General features: G+C 49.5%; 17 protein-coding genes. 12 read left to right on the forward strand and 5 right to left on the reverse strand.

The window, feature by feature from the left end:
• Positions 1-25: 25 nt before the first annotated feature.
• The 5 genes from H141_RS0108395 to H141_RS0108415 form a co-directional block, all read right to left on the reverse strand.
• Positions 26-1,483, reverse strand: coding sequence for an NAD-dependent succinate-semialdehyde dehydrogenase (locus tag H141_RS0108395; protein ID WP_019675810.1), 1,458 nt, complete (start codon positions 1,481-1,483; stop codon positions 26-28).
• Positions 1,484-1,600: 117 nt separating this feature from the next.
• Entirely contained in the window at positions 1,601-3,052 is a 1,452-nt protein-coding gene (gene nhaD, locus H141_RS0108400) for a sodium:proton antiporter NhaD (RefSeq protein ID WP_019675811.1), read from the reverse strand.
• An 80-nt stretch (positions 3,053-3,132) separates the two neighbouring features.
• The gene (locus H141_RS0108405) at positions 3,133-3,987 is read right to left on the reverse strand and encodes a universal stress protein (protein ID WP_019675812.1); all 855 of its coding nucleotides are present in this window, start codon (positions 3,985-3,987) and stop codon (positions 3,133-3,135) included.
• A 62-nt stretch (positions 3,988-4,049) separates the two neighbouring features.
• Entirely contained in the window at positions 4,050-5,534 is a 1,485-nt protein-coding gene (locus tag H141_RS0108410) for a SulP family inorganic anion transporter (protein WP_019675813.1), read from the reverse strand.
• A gap of 306 nt (positions 5,535-5,840) precedes the next feature.
• A complete protein-coding gene (locus H141_RS0108415) occupies positions 5,841-6,332 on the reverse strand; it encodes a zinc ribbon-containing protein (RefSeq protein WP_019675814.1) in 492 nt (163 codons plus the stop codon).
• 133 nt (positions 6,333-6,465) lie between these two features.
• Between H141_RS0108415 and leuS the strand changes: the two genes are divergently transcribed.
• From leuS to lipB, 12 genes are all read left to right on the forward strand, one after another.
• Complete coding sequence (gene leuS, locus H141_RS0108420; RefSeq protein ID WP_019675815.1) at positions 6,466-9,051, forward strand: leucine--tRNA ligase; 2,586 nt, start codon at positions 6,466-6,468, stop codon at positions 9,049-9,051.
• A 1-nt stretch (position 9,052) separates the two neighbouring features.
• On the forward strand, positions 9,053-9,526 hold the full coding sequence (locus H141_RS0108425; protein WP_019675816.1) for an LPS-assembly lipoprotein LptE: 474 nt from the start codon (positions 9,053-9,055) through the stop codon (positions 9,524-9,526).
• Positions 9,526-10,569: a DNA polymerase III subunit delta gene (gene holA, locus H141_RS0108430; RefSeq protein ID WP_019675817.1), complete on the forward strand. Its 1,044-nt coding sequence runs from the start codon at positions 9,526-9,528 to the stop codon at positions 10,567-10,569. Before H141_RS0108425 ends, holA begins: the two co-directional genes overlap by 1 nt.
• Entirely contained in the window at positions 10,562-11,212 is a 651-nt protein-coding gene (gene nadD / locus H141_RS0108435) for a nicotinate-nucleotide adenylyltransferase (protein WP_019675818.1), read from the forward strand. Before holA ends, nadD begins: the two co-directional genes overlap by 8 nt.
• A gap of 63 nt (positions 11,213-11,275) precedes the next feature.
• The gene (gene rsfS / locus H141_RS0108440) at positions 11,276-11,596 is read left to right on the forward strand and encodes a ribosome silencing factor (RefSeq protein ID WP_019675819.1); all 321 of its coding nucleotides are present in this window, start codon (positions 11,276-11,278) and stop codon (positions 11,594-11,596) included.
• A 6-nt stretch (positions 11,597-11,602) separates the two neighbouring features.
• Positions 11,603-12,073, forward strand: a complete 471-nt coding sequence (rlmH, locus tag H141_RS0108445; RefSeq protein WP_019675820.1) for a 23S rRNA (pseudouridine(1915)-N(3))-methyltransferase RlmH — start codon at positions 11,603-11,605, stop codon at positions 12,071-12,073.
• Positions 12,074-12,075: 2 nt separating this feature from the next.
• The gene (gene mrdA / locus H141_RS0108450; RefSeq protein ID WP_019675821.1) at positions 12,076-13,944 is read left to right on the forward strand and encodes a penicillin-binding protein 2; all 1,869 of its coding nucleotides are present in this window, start codon (positions 12,076-12,078) and stop codon (positions 13,942-13,944) included.
• Complete coding sequence (gene rodA / locus H141_RS0108455; RefSeq protein ID WP_019675822.1) at positions 13,937-15,058, forward strand: rod shape-determining protein RodA; 1,122 nt, start codon at positions 13,937-13,939, stop codon at positions 15,056-15,058. Before mrdA ends, rodA begins: the two co-directional genes overlap by 8 nt.
• Entirely contained in the window at positions 15,051-15,869 is an 819-nt protein-coding gene (locus tag H141_RS0108460) for a septal ring lytic transglycosylase RlpA family protein (protein WP_019675823.1), read from the forward strand. Before rodA ends, H141_RS0108460 begins: the two co-directional genes overlap by 8 nt.
• Positions 15,870-15,945: 76 nt before the next feature.
• Positions 15,946-17,109 carry a serine hydrolase gene (locus H141_RS0108465; protein WP_019675824.1) on the forward strand — a complete coding sequence of 388 codons (1,164 nt, stop codon included), beginning with the start codon at positions 15,946-15,948 and terminating at the stop codon, positions 17,107-17,109.
• 148 nt (positions 17,110-17,257) lie between these two features.
• On the forward strand, positions 17,258-17,539 hold the full coding sequence (gene ybeD, locus H141_RS0108470; protein ID WP_026349332.1) for a DUF493 family protein YbeD: 282 nt from the start codon (positions 17,258-17,260) through the stop codon (positions 17,537-17,539).
• 65 nt (positions 17,540-17,604) lie between these two features.
• On the forward strand, positions 17,605-18,258 hold the full coding sequence (lipB, locus tag H141_RS0108475; protein WP_019675826.1) for a lipoyl(octanoyl) transferase LipB: 654 nt from the start codon (positions 17,605-17,607) through the stop codon (positions 18,256-18,258).
• Position 18,259: the final 1 nt, after the last annotated feature.

Genomic DNA, 18,259 nt, shown 5'->3' on the forward strand with positions numbered 1-18,259 from the left:
GCCGGCAACAAGCTGATTACCATCACTAGCGGTCTAAGCCGCCAAGACACAAATACTTGGTATCCAGGTAGTCAGCCAAACCATATTTTGAACCTTCCCGGCCATAACCGGATTGTTTAACGCCACCAAAGGGCGCTGCCGGGTTGGAGATTAGCCCTTCGTTAATGCCAACCATGCCATACTGCAGACCTTCAGCTACCCGCCAGATCCGGCCGATATCCCGACTATAAAAATAGGCTGCCAGGCCAAACTCGGTGGCATTAGCCCGGGCTATTGCCTCAGCTTCCTCACTAAAGCTTTGCAAAGCGACCACCGGTCCAAAAATTTCTTGTTGAGTAATGTCCATCTCAGCGGTTATGTCGCTAAGCAGGGTTGGCAAATAAAATAAGCTGTCAGCACTTTGGCGTTTGCCACCACAGTGCAGCTTAGCGCCCTGTTTAAGTGCGGCTTGCAGCAATTTATCCACTTTGGCGCAGGCATCTTCGCTGATTAACGGGCCGATATCGACGTTGTCCCGGGTGCCATCACCTATTTTTAACTTGCTGATAGCCTGTTGCAGTTTTTCGGTAAAAGCAGCTATTACACTTTGTTGTACCAGTACTCTGTTGGTACAAACACAGGTTTGGCCGGCATTGCGGAACTTCGATGCCATCAGGCCGTCAACTGCAGCATCCAGATCAGCGTCAGCAAACACAATAAAAGGCGCATTGCCGCCCAGCTCCAGCGATACCCGCTTAACCGTACCGGCGCACTGTTTTGCCAGCTGCTTGCCAATGTTGGTTGAGCCGGTAAAGCTGAACTTGGCCACTCTGGCATCCTGCGTCAGCACTTCACCTATGGCTGCAGCATCAGTACCTGCAATAACATTAAATACCCCGGCCGGAATACCAGCACGATGCGCCAACTCGGCCAGCGCCAGCGCAGATAGCGGCGTTAGCTGGGCCGGTTTAACCACAAAAGTACAACCTGCCGCCAGCGCCGCAGCTGCTTTTCGGGCAATCATCGCATTAGGGAAATTCCAGGGGGTAATGGCTGCCACAACCCCGACGGGCTGTTTCAGCACCATAATACGCTGATTTGCAGCCTTTGCTGGAATGGTATCGCCGTACACCCGCTTGGCTTCTTCGGCAAACCACTGCAGGTAAGAGGCGCCATAGGCTATTTCACCTTTGGCCTCTGCCAACGGCTTACCTTGTTCCAGGGTGAGCAGCAGGCCTAAATCATCCTGATGATCCAGCAACAATTGCTGCCAGCGCATTAACAGCTGCGAGCGCTCTGCCGCAGGCCGGGCGGCCCAGTCAGCAAAAGCAGCATGGGCTGCAGCAACCGCTTGTTCGGCGTCTGCCGCGCTGGCATCCGCCACTTTAGCAATTACTTCGCCGCTAGCCGGATTGGTGATATTAAAATGAGTATTGGAGCGGTGCCACTCGCCGTGCCAGTATGAAGAATTTTTCAGTAAACCCTGATCGTGTAGCTTGGTCATTGCATCTCCTCTTTTGAATGGCCCCCTCAGCCAGCTAAACGCTGACTAAGTGGGCAGACTTGCAGGCTATGCGGCTAAGCTTAGCAGTTCTGAGATGGTACGCTGGCGCAAATACCTTTAACTTACCAGGCCATACTCAGCAAAGCTGGCGGCATTTAACCATAAATGCACGGCAATACTGGCAATGTAACCAAGCAAAATAACCGGTGTCCATTTCAGATGGCCGGCAAAGGTATAATAACCGCGGGCCTGGCCCATTAACGCCACACCGGCAGCAGAGCCTATCGATAATAAGCTACCACCCACCCCGGCAGTTAAGGTTATTAATAACCAGTGGCCATGTGACATTTCCGGCATCATGGTCAGCACCGCAAACATTACCGGAATGTTATCAATTACTGCAGATATAATGCCCAATGCAATATTGGCATAGGTGGCATCCCACTCGGTATATAGCACAGTCGACATTAGCTCCAGATAACCCATAAAGCCCAGGCCGCCGACGCACATCACCACACCGTAGAAGAACAGCAGGGTATCCCATTCTGCCCGCGCCACCCGGTTAAACACATCAAAGGGTACAACCTGGCCCAGGGCTCTAATCCGCTCCTGATCTCCTTCCCGCTCAGCCATCGCTCTTTTGCGCGCCAGTGAGCCAGGTAGGGTAACCCGCAGGAAAAAACCAAAGAATTGTAAGTAGCCAAGGCCAGTCATCATGCCCAGTACCGGCGGTAAATGCAGCACAGAGTGGAAAGCCACAGCACTGGCAATAGTTAGTAAGAACAGGCACAAAATGCGGATAGCGCCGCGTTTCAGTTCAATCTCTTCGTATACGGCTGATGGTTTACGTTTTTCAACAAAGAAACTCATAATAAGTGCCGGGATAAGATAGTTGGCTACCGCCGGGAAAAACAGCACCAAAAACTCGGTAAAGCGCAGCACGCCAGCCTGCCACACCATCAGGGTGGTAATATCACCAAACGGGCTAAAGGCGCCGCCGGCATTGGCTGCCACCACTATATTAATACAACACAAGTTAATAAATTTCTTGTCGCCTTCTGCGACCTTCATCACTACCGCACACATCAGCAAAGCTGTGGTCAGGTTGTCAGCAATTGGCGAGATAAAGAACGATAAAATACCGGTTATCCAGAACAACGACTGATAACTAAAGCCCTTGCGGACCATCCAGCTGCGCAAGGCATCAAATACCCGGCGCTCTTCCAGGGCATTAATATAGGTCATCGCTACCAGCAAAAACAGCATCAGCTCAGCAAATTCCAGTAAGGTGTGCCGGAACGCTTCTTCGGTAACCGTTGGCATATCAGCCTGAACATAGCGCCAGCCAATCAGCGCCCAGATAATACCCGCTGCTACCAGTACCGGCTTCGACTTACGTAAATGAATTTTTTCTTCCAGCATCACCAATATATAAGCGATGATAAAAATAAATAAGGCAATATAACCAGTGGTGGTTGCCGTTAACGCTAGCGGGCCACTGGCAGCAAAAGCAACGGGGGAACAGAGTAACGCGAACAAACTTAACAGGATGATGCTGAACTTAAACATGATTGGCTACTTCAAATTTAAACAACAATAATAACAAGACAAAACAGACAACCCGGCGGGGAACCGGGCTGTCTGTTTTATCAGCGAAGGATTAACAAGGAACACTTTGCCTTGCTAATCATGGCAGTAGTGGTACTGCCAACAATAAACTGACGGATCCGGGAATGGCCATAAGCCCCCATTACCATCAGGTCTATAAAATGCTCCTGCTGGTACTGATTCAGTACCGCATCCGGCTCGCCAGCAACAATAGCAACCCTGGTATCAAAACCGGCATTGCGCAGAATTTCTGCGGCAGTTTCCATTTGCTGCTGCGCTGCTTCCACATTGGCACCGGCCATGACCAGATGTACCGGCAAACCTTTACCCAACGGGCTGGCTGCCAGCATTTCCAGGCCTTTCAGCGCGGTGGCACTGCCATCATAGGCCAGCATAATCCGTTGCGGTTCTTTATAACTCTGCTGAGTTAGCAATATAGGCTTATGCAGGCTGCGAATAACCTGCTCTACGTGCAGGCCCATATGGCCATGCGCATCGGCACTGCTAAAGCCACGCTTGCCCAGCACCAGTAAGCGGGTCTCATCTTCCAGTTCAACCAGGGTTTCAACCAGGGTGCCATGGCGCAAGCGCTCATCCACACCATTGACACCGGCTTGCTCAGCCCGGCTTTTCGCCGCATCCAGCATTAAACGGCCCCGCTCCATTGCCAACTTGCCATGCTTCTCATCCAACTCAGCCAGTTGCTGCAATAATACCTCTTGCGAACCTAAACCGATACTTCCACTTAAGTCGGGGGTGTGAGTATGCTGGGCCTTGTCCAGCACATGAATAACGGCCATTGGCACCGCCAGGCGCCTGGCTGCCCACACGGCATAATCACATACAGCTTCGGCATAGGGTGAGGCGTCAATACACGCCATTACTTTTTTTGTCATTATTATGCTCCTGTTGCCTGATTTAATTTAACCCGGATTAGCACCACTTAGCTTACTCAGGATCAATGTCCCATCAACTTTGCGACGGCATCAGGCTGATTATGTACAGCAAACTTATCGACCAGGGTCGCACTGGCTTCATTTAGGCCAATCAGTTCAACTTCAGTCCCTTCGCGGCGGAATTTCAATACCACTTTATCCAGTGAGCTGACGGCAGTGATATCCCAAAAGTGAGCCCGGCTTAAATCAATCGTTACTTTCTCTACCGCTTCTTTAACATCAAAGGCCGCAATAAATTGCTCGGCGGAAGTAAAGAACACCTGCCCCACCACCTGATAATCGCGCTGATGACCATCGGCAGCGGCTTTCGAACCGATATACAAAATCTGCCCGACTTTATTGGCGAAGAACAAGGCACTTAATAACACTCCAACCAACACGCCATAAGCCAGGTTATGGGTGGCGACCACCACAATAACGGTCATAATCATCACTACTGAAGAGCTTTTCGGGTTTTTGCGCAAGTCTTTTACCGACGACCAGCTAAAGGTACCGATAGACACCATAATCATAACGGCAACCAGCGCAGCCATAGGAATCAGCCCCACCCATTTGTCTAAAAAGACCACCATTATCAACAGCAAAATGCCAGCTAATAACGTCGATAACCGGGTGCGACCGCCTGATTTAACATTAATAATTGACTGACCAATCATGGCACAACCGGCCATACCGCCAATTAAACCCGAGCCTAAGTTTGCTACACCCTGACCAACACATTCGCGGTTTTTATTACTGCTGGTATCGGTTAAATCATCGACGATAGTTGCCGTCATCAGCGATTCCAGAATACCGACTACCGCCAGCGCCAGCGAGTATGGGAAGATTATTTGCAGGGTTTCAAAATTCAGCGGCACATCCGGCCACAGGAAAATGGGCAGACTATCCGGCAGTTCGCCCATATCGGCTACAGTACGAATGTCCAGCCCGAAATAAAGCGTCAGGGCTGTCAGCACCACAATGCAAACTAACGGCGATGGCACGGCTTTGGTGACATAAGGAAACAGGTAAATAATGGCCAAGCCTAAGGCTGTCATACCATATACGGTAACGGTACCGTAGCTGCCACTAAGCTCAGGCAGCTGCGCCATAAAAATCAGGATCGCCAGCGCATTAACAAACCCGGTTACCACCGAGCGCGAGACAAAGCGCATTAAGTCGCCCAGTTTAAATAAACCAAACACAATCTGGATCAGGCCGCACAACAAAGTGGCCGCCAGCAGATATTCCAGGCCGTGGTTTTTAACCAGGGTAATCATCAACAGTGCCATAGCACCGGTGGCAGCAGAGATCATCGCCGGGCGGGCGCCGACAAAAGCAATAATTAAGCAAATGGCAAAAGAGGCATACAGGCCGACCTTAGGATCAACCCCGGCAATAATAGAGAAGGCAATAGCTTCAGGGATCAGGGCGAGCGCTACCACGATAGCAGCCAGAACGTCTCCTTTGATATTAGAGAACCAGTTCTGTTTCAGGGTATTAATCATTTAGATGTCCAACAAGTTATTTTCCGACATTCAGCACAGACGCTTTGGATAAACTGCGTTAAAAGTGTCTGCACCAGGCTGCTTTTTAGCTTTGAGCCTTGAACTTTATTTGCAATTTATGAGTGGTTCTGAGAGCTACACCGGCCCATCCTCGTTGGTCAACAATTGTACACTGGCAAAAAATAAGGGCGCATTATAGGGGTTTAAAGGCGACAAAACCAGTAAAAACAGCGTTAAACTGGCTTGCAGCCCTGTAAAACATCAGAATTAACGCTTTGTCCTTTCGCCATTAGCAAAGCGCTAAAATTAAACCGGCAACCCCTCCCGGTAAAACTGCACGCCGTTGCAATTACTGCATGCTAGTAGTTCGGCCGGGTGGGTATAATCAATGTGCTGATAGCAGTTGCTGCAGCGATAACGCCCCATCCCCACTTTTTCTCCCTGATAATAAACCCCCTGATGTTTGAAATCCTGAGTGAGTTCCTGCCATTCCAGCTGAGTTTTATCGGTGATATTGCTCAATTCCTGCCATAACGCTTCAGGCCAGAGTGACGGCGCCTCCTGCTGTGACGCCACGTCTTCAGTATCCTGTTGTTCCTGCTGCTCATGCCACTGGCGTTTCAACGTCTCAATAAACAGTCGTGTCTCATATGCACTGAGGTCTTTACCGGCTTTTATATAGGCTTTTAATGTATCGGCAAATTTAACCAACTGATTGTCGTAGTTATCCGGGTTTTGCTGCATATTCCGGTTAAATTCGGCTAACCAGCGTTGATACTTTTTATAAAAATCACTCATATCGTCTCCTTGTTAGTTTTTCCAGTATAGACAACGCGCTTGCTTATTGTTGTCAAAACCGCGCTGCGGTATGCTATAGCCACTTTTTCCGGCCATGCCGGCCCCTGCCAGAACTTTATCGTGGATGATGTAGATGCAACAACAATATGACCCGCAGCAAATTGAAACCGCTTTGCAACAACAATGGGAAGCAACTAACGCCTTTCAGGTGACAGAAGACCCCAGCAAAGAAAAGTTTTATTGCCTGTCAATGTTTCCCTACCCAAGCGGACGCTTGCATATGGGTCATGTTCGCAACTATACCATTGGCGATGTGGTTAGCCGTTTTCAACGGATGCAGGGCAAAAACGTTATGCAGCCTATGGGTTGGGATGCTTTTGGTTTACCGGCTGAAAACGCTGCCATTAACCACAAAACGGCCCCAGCCAAATGGACCTACGAAAATATCGACTATATGAAAAACCAGCTGAAACGGCTGGGATTCGGCTACGACTGGAGCCGGGAAGTCGCCACCTGTAAACCCGACTATTATCGTTGGGAACAATGGTTTTTTACCAAGCTGTATGAAAAAGGCCTGGTTTACAAAAAAATGGCTACCGTTAACTGGGATCCGGTAGACCAGTGCGTGCTGGCCAACGAGCAGGTTATTGACGGCCGCGGCTGGCGCTCAGGCGCCGTGGTCGAGCAGCGTGAGCTGGCCCAGTGGTTTATTAAGATTACCGCTTATGCTGAAGAACTGCTGGCCGATTTAGAGCAGTTAACAGAATGGCCGGAGCAAGTCCGTACCATGCAGAAAAACTGGATTGGCCGCTCAGAGGGCGTCAATATCCGCTTTGATATTGCCGGACAACAGACCGAAGTTGAAGTTTATACTACCCGGCCCGACACTTTATATGGCGTAACTTATCTTGCGGTGGCAGCACAGCACCCGCTGGCGCGTCAGGCTGCAGCAACTAATCCACAGCTGGCTGCTTTTATTGAAGACTGCAAAGGTGGCAAGCTGGCGGAAGCTGAGCTGGCCACCATGGAGAAAAAAGGCTGCGCTACTGGCATTTTTGCTATTCATCCGTTAACCGGTGAGCAACTGCCAGTTTGGGTTGCCAATTTTGTGCTGATGGATTACGGCTCTGGCGCGGTAATGGCGGTACCTGGCCATGATCAGCGTGACTATGAATTTGCCACTAAATACGGTTTAACTATCAAGCAAGTCGTTGCCGCCAGCAGTGGTGATGCCGCCGATTTAAGCCAGGCTGCCTATACCGAAAAAGGCACCCTGATTAACTCAGCAGAATTTGACGGCCTGGCCTTTAGCGAAGCCTTTAATGCTATTGCCGCCAAATTGGCCAGTATGGGTAAAGGCGAAGTAAAAGTGAATTACCGCTTGCGCGACTGGGGCGTATCGCGTCAGCGTTACTGGGGCACCCCCATCCCTATGCTTAACCTGGCTGATGGCTCTGTTGTGCCGGTACCTGAAGATCAGTTGCCGGTGCGCTTACCGGAAGATGTGGTAATGGATGGCGTAACGTCGCCGATAAAAGCTGATGCCCAGTGGGCAAAAACCGAATATAACGGCGCGCCGGCATTTCATGAAACCGATACCTTCGACACCTTTATGGAGTCAAGTTGGTATTATGCCCGTTATTGCAGCCCGGATTATGATAAAGCCATGCTGGACCCGGCCAAAGCCAATTACTGGCTGCCGGTAGACCAATATATTGGTGGTATTGAGCACGCCATATTACACTTGTTGTATGCCCGCTTCTTCCATAAACTGTTGCGTGATGTTGGTTTGGTGCAGTGCGATGAGCCTTTTAAACGCTTGTTATGTCAGGGCATGGTACTGGCCGAAACCTTTTATCGCGAGACTGATAATGGCGGCAAGCAATGGCTGTCACCGCAGGATGTCACGGTAGAGCGCGATGAGAAAGGCCGCATTACCCGGGCAATGTTGCAAAGCGATGGCTTGCCGGTGCTGTCAGCCGGCATGAGCAAAATGTCCAAGTCGAAAAACAACGGTATCGACCCGCAACAGGTCATCAACCAATATGGCGCTGATACCGTGCGGCTATTTATGATGTTTACCGCCCCGCCAGAGCAAACCTTAGAGTGGTCAGACTCTGCCGTTGAAGGTGCGCATCGCTTTATTAAGCGGGTTTACACTCTGGTGCATGACGTGAAAGCTGCCGGTACAGCAGAGCCATTGCAGCTAAGTACATTAAATAACGAGCAAAAAACGTTACGGCGCGAACTGCACAAAACTATTTTCAAAGTCAGCGATGATATTGGCCGGCGTTACACCTTTAACACGGCCATCGCTGCCATTATGGAACTGAGTAATAAACTGCAACGAGCCAGCCTGAACACTGCTCAGGATAAAGCGGTAATGCATGAAGCCGTACTGGCGTTACTGCAAATGCTAAACCCGATAACCCCTCATGTTGCCCAGTACCTGTGGCAGCAGATGGAACAGAGCCAGGGTATTGAACAAACACCATGGCCGGCAGTTGACACCCAAGCAATGGTTGAAGATGAAAAGCTGGTTGTAGTGCAGATCAATGGCAAGGTGCGGGCTAAAGTTACTGTTAATGCTGATGCCACAGAACAACAGGTGCTTGAGATGGCGAAGCAGGATGACAATGTGCAGCGTCATCTGGACGGTGTTGCGGTGCGCAAAGTGATTTACGTACCGGGTAAACTGCTGAACCTGGTGGTTGGCTGATATGCTAAAGGCAGCATTAGTTCTGGCCCTGACGTTAATGCTCAGTAGCTGCGGTTTTCATCTGCGTGGCAACTTGCCACTAAGCCAGTTTCCGGCTGTTTATGTGCAAAGTGATGCACATTCTGAGCTGGCGAAGTTACTGAACGAACGATTGAGTCAGAACAGCGTGCGTTTACTTAGCAGTATGCAAGCTGATGCTCCAACCATTCAGTTGATAACTGATACCTTAGAACGGCGGACGTTGTCGTTGTTTCCCAGTGGCCAGGTAGCTGAATATGAGCTGATTTATAAAGTCAGTTACTATTTGATCATGCCCGGCACAGAGCCTGCTTTTAATCAGTTTGAACTATACCGCGATTATCAGGATGACCCAAATCAGGCGCTGGCCAAAGCCCGCGAGCTGGACTTGTTGCTCAGTGAGTTACGCCAACAGGCCGCGAACAGGATTATCCGGCAACTGGCCCGGTTAGACTGATGCAAAAGTTGTACGCTAACCAGCTGGTTGCCCAGCTTCAGCAGGGGTTAGCTGCATGTTACCTGATTTTTGGCGAAGAGCCGTTACAAAAGCTGGAGGCCATCGATGCTATTCGGATTGCTGCCAAAGCCCAGGGTTATGACGAACGACTCAGTTTTACTCTCGATAATCAGTTTGACTGGAGCCAGCTGCATAATGAGCTGAGTGCCATGTCGCTATTTGCTGACAAACGCCTTATAGAGCTTGAACTTAGTCAGAAATTGCCGCCGACCGCCAGTGAGCAGTTAAAACAGTTAGCCAGTGCATTGTCACCTGCTATCGTGCTGGTGCTGCATGGCCAGCGTAGCTTTGCTGAAGTCAGTAAACTGGCCTGGTTTAAGCAACTGCAAAACGTTGCATTACAGGTAGCAATTTATCCACTGGACGACCGTCAGACCAGACAGTGGCTGCAGCAGCGCGCCCGCCAGTTGAATTTGCAGTTGACTGGCGACGCCTTTAACCTGCTGCAACATCATAGCGCCGGCAATTTGCTGGCCGCTCGTCAGGAACTGGAAAAACTGGCGTTAACTCACCCGAACCAGAACATCGATGCCGATACACTGGCTGGCTTTCTGGCTGATCATTCCAGCTTTACGGTGTTTCAGCTCGGCGATGCCATTCTGGCCGGCGAAGGCCAACAGGCACTGCATCGGTTACAACGTTTGATCCAACAGGATTTAGAGCCCGCTATCGTCATCTGGCAATTACAGAAAGACTTACAACAGTTACAACAGCTGCATCACAACCAGCAACAGGGCATTGCCATTAGCCAGACTTTTAAACAACTTGCTATCTGGCCCAAACGTCAGCCGCTGTATCAACAAGCATTGCAGCGGTTATCGTTGAACTATCTGAATTATTTATTGCAGGAGCTGGCGGCATTCGACCGTTTATATAAAGCAGGCCAGTTAGTTGATATTACAACGGCACTAAACCATCTGGTCTGTTTATTTATCAAACCTGTACCACGAACCTACAGTTTGCAACAACACAGCGATGACTAATTTACCCACGTCCCGTTCTCTGATCGGTATTTTAGGTGGCACTTTTGATCCGGTTCACCAGGGACACCTGGCCTGTGGCCGTTATGTGCTGGAGCACTGTGGCTTAGATCAGCTTCAGTTGATGCCCTGTCATGTGCCCCCACACCGGGCCAGCCCGGGCGTGAGTGCACAGCAGCGTGCGGCAATGGTTGAACTGGCAATAATTAACGAGCCAAAAATGCAATTGCAGCCACTGGAGTTAAACCGTGCCAGCCCGTCTTACACCGCTGGCAGCCTGGCACTGTTAAAGCAGAGCATGCCTGCAAGTACCCTGGCTTTTGTTATCGGCATGGATTCTCTGTGCTATTTCAAGCAATGGCATAACTGGCAGCAAATTCTCAAGCTAAGCCACCTGATTGTTTGTCAACGCCCGGGTTACAGTCGCGAGAATGGTGATGCCCCTGCACTACTGGCAGAGTTCGGTGCAGCCATTGCGGTATTGCAGCAACAAGAGCATGGCCGGATTATTGAACTTCATAACCCCGATTTTTACCCCAGCGCCACAGCCGTGCGGGCAGCACTGGCTGAAAAACAGCAAAATATCAGTGCACTTGCCCCGCAAGTACTGAACTATATTCAGCAACATCGACTCTATCAAAGCTAAGCGCTATAACCATGGAAAAACTGTGGTAAAATAGCCGCTTTTAGTCAGCATTGAGGAAAATAGGTGCAAACGAACGAACTGGTCGCCTTTGTCACAGACAAAATTGATGATATGAAAGGCCGCGATATCGTAACATTGGATGTCCGTGGCAAATCAAGCGTAACCGAATTTATGGTAGTGTGCTCGGGCACATCTACCCGCCATGCTAAATCTGTTGCCGGCTATTTAGCGGCTGAGTGCAAAAAAGTAGGTGTGCAACCCCTGGGTATTGAAGGCGAAAGCACTGGTGAATGGGTATTACTCGATTTAGACTCGGTCGTCGTCCACGTGATGCTGGACGAAACACGAAACTTTTATCAGCTGGAAAAACTCTGGAGTGCCTGATCTGGTATGAAGCTTAGTCTGATCGCTGTTGGTACCAGAATGCCTGATTGGGTGCAAACCGGTTTTACCGAGTATGCCAGACGCTTTGGCCGCGATATGCCACTGGAGTTAATAGAAATTCCGGCCGGCAAACGTGGTAAAAATGCTGATATTAAACGGATCCTTGAGCTGGAAGGGGAAAAAATGCTGGCTGCGGTAAGCAAAGGCAGCCGGATTGTGACCCTGGAAGTAACAGGTGACAACTGGAGCAGCCCGCAACTGGCGCAACGGCTGGAACAGTGGCAACATGACGGCCGCGATGTGGCTTTGCTGATTGGCGGGCCAGAAGGGTTGGCACCTGCCTGCATTGCTGCCAGTGAAGCTAAGTGGTCTTTGTCGGCGCTTACTTTGCCGCATCCTATGGTGCGGGTGGTATTGGCAGAAGCACTATACCGGGCCTGGAGCATCAGCACCAATCATCCTTATCATCGCGAGTAGTTATGCTGAAGAAACGCGTTGCTATGCAGGACATTGCCGCCGAAACCCGTCTGTTTAACAGCAGAGCGCTGGTAGCTATGCTGATTGTCTGCACCTTATTCAGCATTATCTTAGTAAACATGTACAACCTGCAAATCCGCTCCTATCAGGATTACCAAATCCGCTCAGAGGGCAACCGGATTAAAGTTCTGCCGCTGGCGCCCAACCGCGGTTTAATCAGTGATCGAAACGGCATTTTACTGGCAGAAAACCGGCCGGTTTTTTCACTGGAGCTGGTGCCCGAGCAAATAGACAATATCAACACAACCCTGAGCAAACTGGCCCAGTTAATCGAGATATCTGAGGAACAACAACAGGATTTTTTGCAACAGGTTAAGCAACAACGGCGCTTTAACTCTATTGCCTTAAAAGAACGCTTAGACGAACAGGAAGTGGCAATTATCTCGGTAAATTTACACCGTTTTCCTGGCGTAACGGTAGAAGCCCGCTTAAGCCGGCATTACCCCTTTGGTGATTTATTTACCCATGCCCTTGGCTATATAGGCAAAATTAATACTGACGATTTACGTCGCCTGGATGAACAGGACCGGCTGGCAAACTATGCGGCCAGCCGTGAAATCGGCAAGTTAGGGCTGGAAAGGTATTACGAAGAACAACTGCATGGCACCATGGGTTATCAGGAAGTAGAAGTTAATAACCGTGGCCGGGTTATCAGGGTGTTGCGTTCAGTACCTGCCCGCTCCGGCAAGAATATCCGGCTAAGCCTCGACGTTGGTCTGCAACTTACTGCCCAGCAAACCCTGAACCAAAGCCGGGGCGCTATTGTGGCGATGGATCCACGCGATGGTGCGGTGCTGGCGTTTTATTCTAACCCAAGTTACGACCCGAATTTATTTGTGCATGGTATCAGCAGCAGCAATTACAATGCTCTGCTTCACTCGCCGGACCGGCCGCTGATTAACCGGGTGACCCAGGGTATTTATCCCCCGGCCTCAACCATTAAGCCACATTTAGCATTACTGGGGCTAGAAACAAACACTGTGCAGCCTGATACCCGGATCTGGGACCCGGGCTTCTTTACGTTACCTAACAGTGATCACCGTTTTCGTGACTGGAAACGCAGTGGTCACGGTTGGGTAGACGTTTACAGTGCCGTAGCGGAAAGCTGTGATATTTATTTTTATGATCTTGGGATAAAACTGGGTATTGACCGGATTTCTGACTATATGCGTCAGTTTGGCTTTGGTGAGCGTACCGGCATCGACATTCATGAAGAAGCCAGTGCCAATATGCCATCGCGCGGCTGGAAACGGGCCCGCTTTAACCAACCCTGGTATCCGGGCGACACGGTACCATTGAGCATTGGTCAGAGTTTCTGGACCGCGACGCCGGTGCAGCTGGCATTATCCACCGCCGTTATCGTTAATAAGGGCATGATGCCTACACCACATATGGCCGCAGAGTTCAGTTCTGCCGACAGCACTGAATTAGTTAATCCCGGGCTCAAACCCGCTCTTAATGTGGTTGACGAAGAGAATTGGCGGATAATAGCGGATACTATGGTACGCACTGTAGCTACGTTAAAAGGCACAGCCCATACCGCTTTCAGAAATAGCAGCTACAGCTCCGGAGGCAAAACAGGTACAGCACAAATTGTTGCTATTGCCCAGGACGCTAAATATGATGCCGACGCCCTGGATGAGCGGCAGCGGGATAATGCGATGTATATTGGCTACGCCCCGGCAGAAAATCCCACTGTGGTATTTGCGGTAGTCGTTGAAAATACCGGTGGCGGTGGCAGTGTTGGCGCGCCGATTGGCCGCCAGTTACTGGATTATTATTTTTCGGCCGGAGTAAACAGCGATGAATAACGCCATGGTCGATCCGGCACAGCGCAGTGGCAGACTGGCCGCATTTCATATTGACTTACCTTTACTGCTTGGCCTGCTGACATTACTGGCGTTTGGTCTGGTCATTTTATACAGCGCCACCGGCCAGAGTGAAGCGATGATGAAAGCACAAGTCATCAGGCTCGGTATAGCCCTGGCCGTAATGGTTGGGGTTGCTCAGTTTAGCCCGCAAACCATCAGACGCTGGGCATTAGCCTTATTCAGTCTCGGTCTGTTAATGCTGATTGCAGTGTTACTGTTTGGTTATGTCGGCAAAGGGGCTCAACGCTGGCTGGACTTAGGCTTTATGAAATTCCAGCCCTCTGAAATTATGAAACTGGCAGTACCTATGGCGGTCGCCTGGTTTATTGCCTCACATAACTTACCGCCACGCATTTGGCATTTATTTATCGGCTTTTTAATGTGCGCCATCCCTACCTTGCTAATTGCCAGGCAACCTGATTTAGGTACATCACTCCTTATTGCTATGTCTGGCGTATTTGTGTTGTTTATGGCGGGTATGAGCTGGCGCTTGATTAGCTTTATTGCGGTGCTGGTGTCAGCCTTTACCCCGGTAATGTGGTTTTTTTTAATGCGCGACTATCAGCGACAGCGGGTACTGACTTTTTTAAACCCGGAAACCGACCCGCTGGGCTCAGGTTACCATATCATTCAGTCTAAAATTGCTATTGGCTCTGGCGGCTTTGAAGGTAAAGGCTGGTTGCAGGGCACCCAATCTCAGTTAGAATTTTTACCCGAGCGCCACACCGACTTTATCTTTTCAGTGCTCAGTGAGGAGTTTGGACTGGTTGGGGTGATTGTTTTGTTAGCAATTTATCTGTTTATCATTGGCCGTGGTTTGATAATCGCCAGCCGGGCTCAGGATAATTTCAGCAAACTGGTAGCAGCCAGCTTTACCCTGACGTTCTTTGTCTATGTTTTTGTTAATATAGGTATGGTTTCCGGTTTGTTACCTGTAGTTGGCGTACCATTACCGCTGGTCAGTTACGGTGGTACCTCTATGGTGACCCTGATGGCAGCCTTTGGGGTGTTAATGTCGGTAAGTACTCATAAGCGGATGTTAGCAAATGTTTGAACACTTTCGCGTTTTTACAATTTTAACCGTAGCGGCGTTACTTAATTTGGCGGGTTGCAGCTCAAATCCTGCACCGCCAGAACCCAATGCCGGGCGTTACCAGCAGCAGCAGGATAGCATTCCTGATCGCTTGCCAACCTTACTGGAGATGACAGACCCTGCACCCAAGGCTGAACCGCTTAGTCGCGGTGGCAACCGGCCATATCAGATTTTTGGTCAGCACTATTCGCCACTAGCCAACATAACGGTCTTTCAGGAAAGCGGTATTGCCTCGTGGTACGGCAATAAATTTCACGGCCACCTGACATCAAATGGTGAAACGTACAATATGTTCGCTATGACAGCAGCCCATAAAACCCTGCCGCTGCCCTCTTATGTCAAAGTAACCAACCTGGACAATGGCCAGAGCGCGATAGTCCGGGTGAATGACCGCGGCCCTTTTCACCGCGACCGGATAATTGACTTATCCTATTCTGCCGCCAGTAAAATAGGCATGTTACAACAAGGTACAGCCAGAGTTCAGTTAGAACTTATAAAATCTCCGGCGATGCTGGCTCAGGATTTAGCCAATACTAAGCAACAATGTTATATTCAGATCTTTGCCAGTACTGATAATGATAAACTAAGCCAGTTAAGCGCTGAAGTTGCTCAAAAATTAGCCGTACCAACCCAGATCCAGGCGGCAAATGGAATTTTTCGGCTGCTTGTGGGTCCGAGTAAAGATAAACGACAAGCCCATAACTGGTTAGCAAAACTAAAAGCCAATCAGTATCCTGGTGCTTATTTTTTTGACAGCTCCAGTTGCACTTAAATAAAGAGTGCACTTAACACAAAGAATGCAGTTAAATTTTACTTTAGCCATTTCCAATAATAAAAGATTAGGTCTCATGAATAGTTATCGACGCATCGTCACTTCCGGCATTTTTGCCATCAGTAGTTTTTGCTTTGCCAGTGTCGCTCAGGCGCAGGTTGTGGTTCCGCAGGCACCGACAGTTGCCGCTAAGGGCCATATCTTAGTTGATTTTGATACCGGCAAGGTGTTGTCAGAAAATAATGCTGACATGTCATTATCACCCGCCAGCCTGACCAAAATGATGACCAGCTATGTTATCGGCACCGAGCTGAAAAACGGCAATATCAGCCTGAGCGATAAAGTGACCATTAGTGAAAAGGCCTGGGCTAAAAATTTCCCTGGTTCGTCATTAATGTTTATTGAAGTCGGTACCCAGGTAACTGTCGCTGATTTGAACAAAGGCATTATTATCCAGTCAGGAAATGACGCCTGTGTGGCAATGGCCGAGCATATTGCCGGCAGTGAAAGCGCCTTTGTTGACTTAATGAATGCTCATGCTGAGCGCCTGGGTATGAACAATACCCGCTTCGGTAACAGCCACGGCTTGCCTGTAGCTGAGCAATATACCACTCCGCGGGATATGGCAAAATTGTCGATAGCAATGATAAAAGACGTACCGGAAGAGTACGCCATTTATGCTGAAAAAGAATTTACTTACAATAATATCCGTCAATACAACCGTAACTCCTTGTTGTGGGACCGCAGCCTTGAAGTTGACGGCATTAAAACCGGCCATACCAGCGAAGCTGGTTATAGCTTGATAACCTCGGCCACTCGTGATGGTATGCGCCTGGTTTCAGTGGTTATGGGAGCGGACAGTGAACGCAGCCGCGCTACTGAAAACAAAAAATTATTGAGCTACGGCTTTCGTTTTTTTGAAACCTTTTCACCTTATCAAAGCGGTGAAAAATTTGCTGAACAGCGGGTATGGCAAGGTGATAAAGAGCAGATCAAGCTCGGTTTACTGCAAAGTACCCCCATCACAATTGCCCGGGGCCAGCGTCGTAATCTGAAAGCCGATGTCAGCCTGGATCAACAATTGGTTGCGCCCATCAGCAAAGGCCAGGTGGTAGGAACTATCTACCTGAAGCTGGAAGGTGAGGATATAGCTGAATATCCGTTGGTCGCGCTGGAAGATGTCGGTCGCGGTGGCTTTTTCAGCCGGATGATTGATTACGTAAAAATGCAATTTAACTAAAACGGTTGCTGTCAGTCTAACAAGTCCCGGCAACCGCCGGGATTTTTTGTTACAATGTCGGCCATTTAAAACCGGCGCCATTTTCGGCAGGCATCAGTTCAAAGCGGCCCAGTTAAAAACTTGCAATAGCGTCAATGAGAGTAAGCGTATGGCTAATGAAGTAAAAGATACTAAATTCGATCAATACCTGGAATTTCCCTGTCAGTTTAACTTTAAAGTGTTAGGCCTGGCTGAGCCGCAACTGGTTGATGAAGTAATGAGCGTAATTTGCCGCCATACCGATGCTACAGATTACAGCCCAAACGTGAAACCAAGCGCCAAAGGAAATTACCATTCTGTGTCGGTCAAAGTCACCGTCACCAGTAAAGACCATATTGAATTACTGTATACAGAGCTTGGCAAAATTGAATTGGTTCGCTACGTCCTTTAATCTGCTGAACTCGCATTAACAGCACAAATCGCTATAATGCAGCCAGTTTTCCAGCGGAGTAAACCGTGAGTCTCAGCCAGCAACTTGTGATCCGTGATTTAGGCAGCCAGGACTATACTCAGGTATGGCACGCTATGCAGCGTTTTACCGACGAGCGTAACGAACAAACACCCGATGAGCTTTGGCTGCTTGAGCACCCTGCGGTATTTACTCAGGGCCAGGCCGGCAAAGCTGAGCATCTGTTACTACCGGGTGATATCCCGGTAGTAAAAGTAGATCGCGGCGGTCAGGTTACCTACCATGGTCCGGGCCAGCTGGTAGTATACGTTCTGCTGGATATCAAGCGACGTAAACTGGGTGTACGCGAACTGGTTACTATGCTGGAGCAGGTGTTAATTGAATTGCTGGCACAACACGGTGCAACTGCCAACGCCAGACCTGATGCGCCAGGGGTGTATATAGACGGTAAAAAAATAGCCTCGCTGGGCTTGCGGGTGCGCAAAGGTTGTACTTTTCATGGGTTGGCACTGAATGTCGATATGGACCTCAGCCCTTTTAACCGGATTAATCCATGCGGTTATGCCGGTATGCAAATGATCCAGAGTAAAGACTATGGCGGCCCGCTGACCATCAGCCAGGCAAAAAGCGGGATCAGCAACATTTTCCAACGGCTTCTGGCCGTATCCGAACTGAGTTTTAAAACAGGGTTAGAGTGGTAAC

It is taken from the genome of Arsukibacterium perlucidum DSM 18276, assembly GCF_000382165.1.
Classification (GTDB): domain Bacteria; phylum Pseudomonadota; class Gammaproteobacteria; order Enterobacterales; family Alteromonadaceae; genus Alishewanella; species Alishewanella perlucidum.

What these genes read in the sequence shown, in the direction of transcription:
- rodA (WP_019675822.1), top strand. Translation starts at nt 13,937, where the DNA reads ATGAATAACGCCATGGTCGATCCGGCACAGCGCAGTGGCAGACTGGCC.
- H141_RS0108405 (WP_019675812.1), bottom strand. Translation starts at nt 3,987, where the DNA reads ATGACAAAAAAAGTAATGGCGTGTATTGACGCCTCACCCTATGCCGAA.
- H141_RS0108465 (WP_019675824.1), top strand. Translation starts at nt 15,946, where the DNA reads ATGAATAGTTATCGACGCATCGTCACTTCCGGCATTTTTGCCATCAGT.
- nhaD (WP_019675811.1), bottom strand. Translation starts at nt 3,052, where the DNA reads ATGTTTAAGTTCAGCATCATCCTGTTAAGTTTGTTCGCGTTACTCTGT.
- ybeD (WP_026349332.1), top strand. Translation starts at nt 17,258, where the DNA reads ATGGCTAATGAAGTAAAAGATACTAAATTCGATCAATACCTGGAATTT.
- mrdA (WP_019675821.1), top strand. Translation starts at nt 12,076, where the DNA reads ATGCTGAAGAAACGCGTTGCTATGCAGGACATTGCCGCCGAAACCCGT.
- nadD (WP_019675818.1), top strand. Translation starts at nt 10,562, where the DNA reads ATGACTAATTTACCCACGTCCCGTTCTCTGATCGGTATTTTAGGTGGC.
- H141_RS0108425 (WP_019675816.1), top strand. Translation starts at nt 9,053, where the DNA reads ATGCTAAAGGCAGCATTAGTTCTGGCCCTGACGTTAATGCTCAGTAGC.
- H141_RS0108410 (WP_019675813.1), bottom strand. Translation starts at nt 5,534, where the DNA reads ATGATTAATACCCTGAAACAGAACTGGTTCTCTAATATCAAAGGAGAC.
- H141_RS0108460 (WP_019675823.1), top strand. Translation starts at nt 15,051, where the DNA reads ATGTTTGAACACTTTCGCGTTTTTACAATTTTAACCGTAGCGGCGTTA.
- holA (WP_019675817.1), top strand. Translation starts at nt 9,526, where the DNA reads ATGCAAAAGTTGTACGCTAACCAGCTGGTTGCCCAGCTTCAGCAGGGG.
- leuS (WP_019675815.1), top strand. Translation starts at nt 6,466, where the DNA reads ATGCAACAACAATATGACCCGCAGCAAATTGAAACCGCTTTGCAACAA.
- H141_RS0108415 (WP_019675814.1), bottom strand. Translation starts at nt 6,332, where the DNA reads ATGAGTGATTTTTATAAAAAGTATCAACGCTGGTTAGCCGAATTTAAC.
- H141_RS0108395 (WP_019675810.1), bottom strand. Translation starts at nt 1,483, where the DNA reads ATGACCAAGCTACACGATCAGGGTTTACTGAAAAATTCTTCATACTGG.
- rlmH (WP_019675820.1), top strand. Translation starts at nt 11,603, where the DNA reads ATGAAGCTTAGTCTGATCGCTGTTGGTACCAGAATGCCTGATTGGGTG.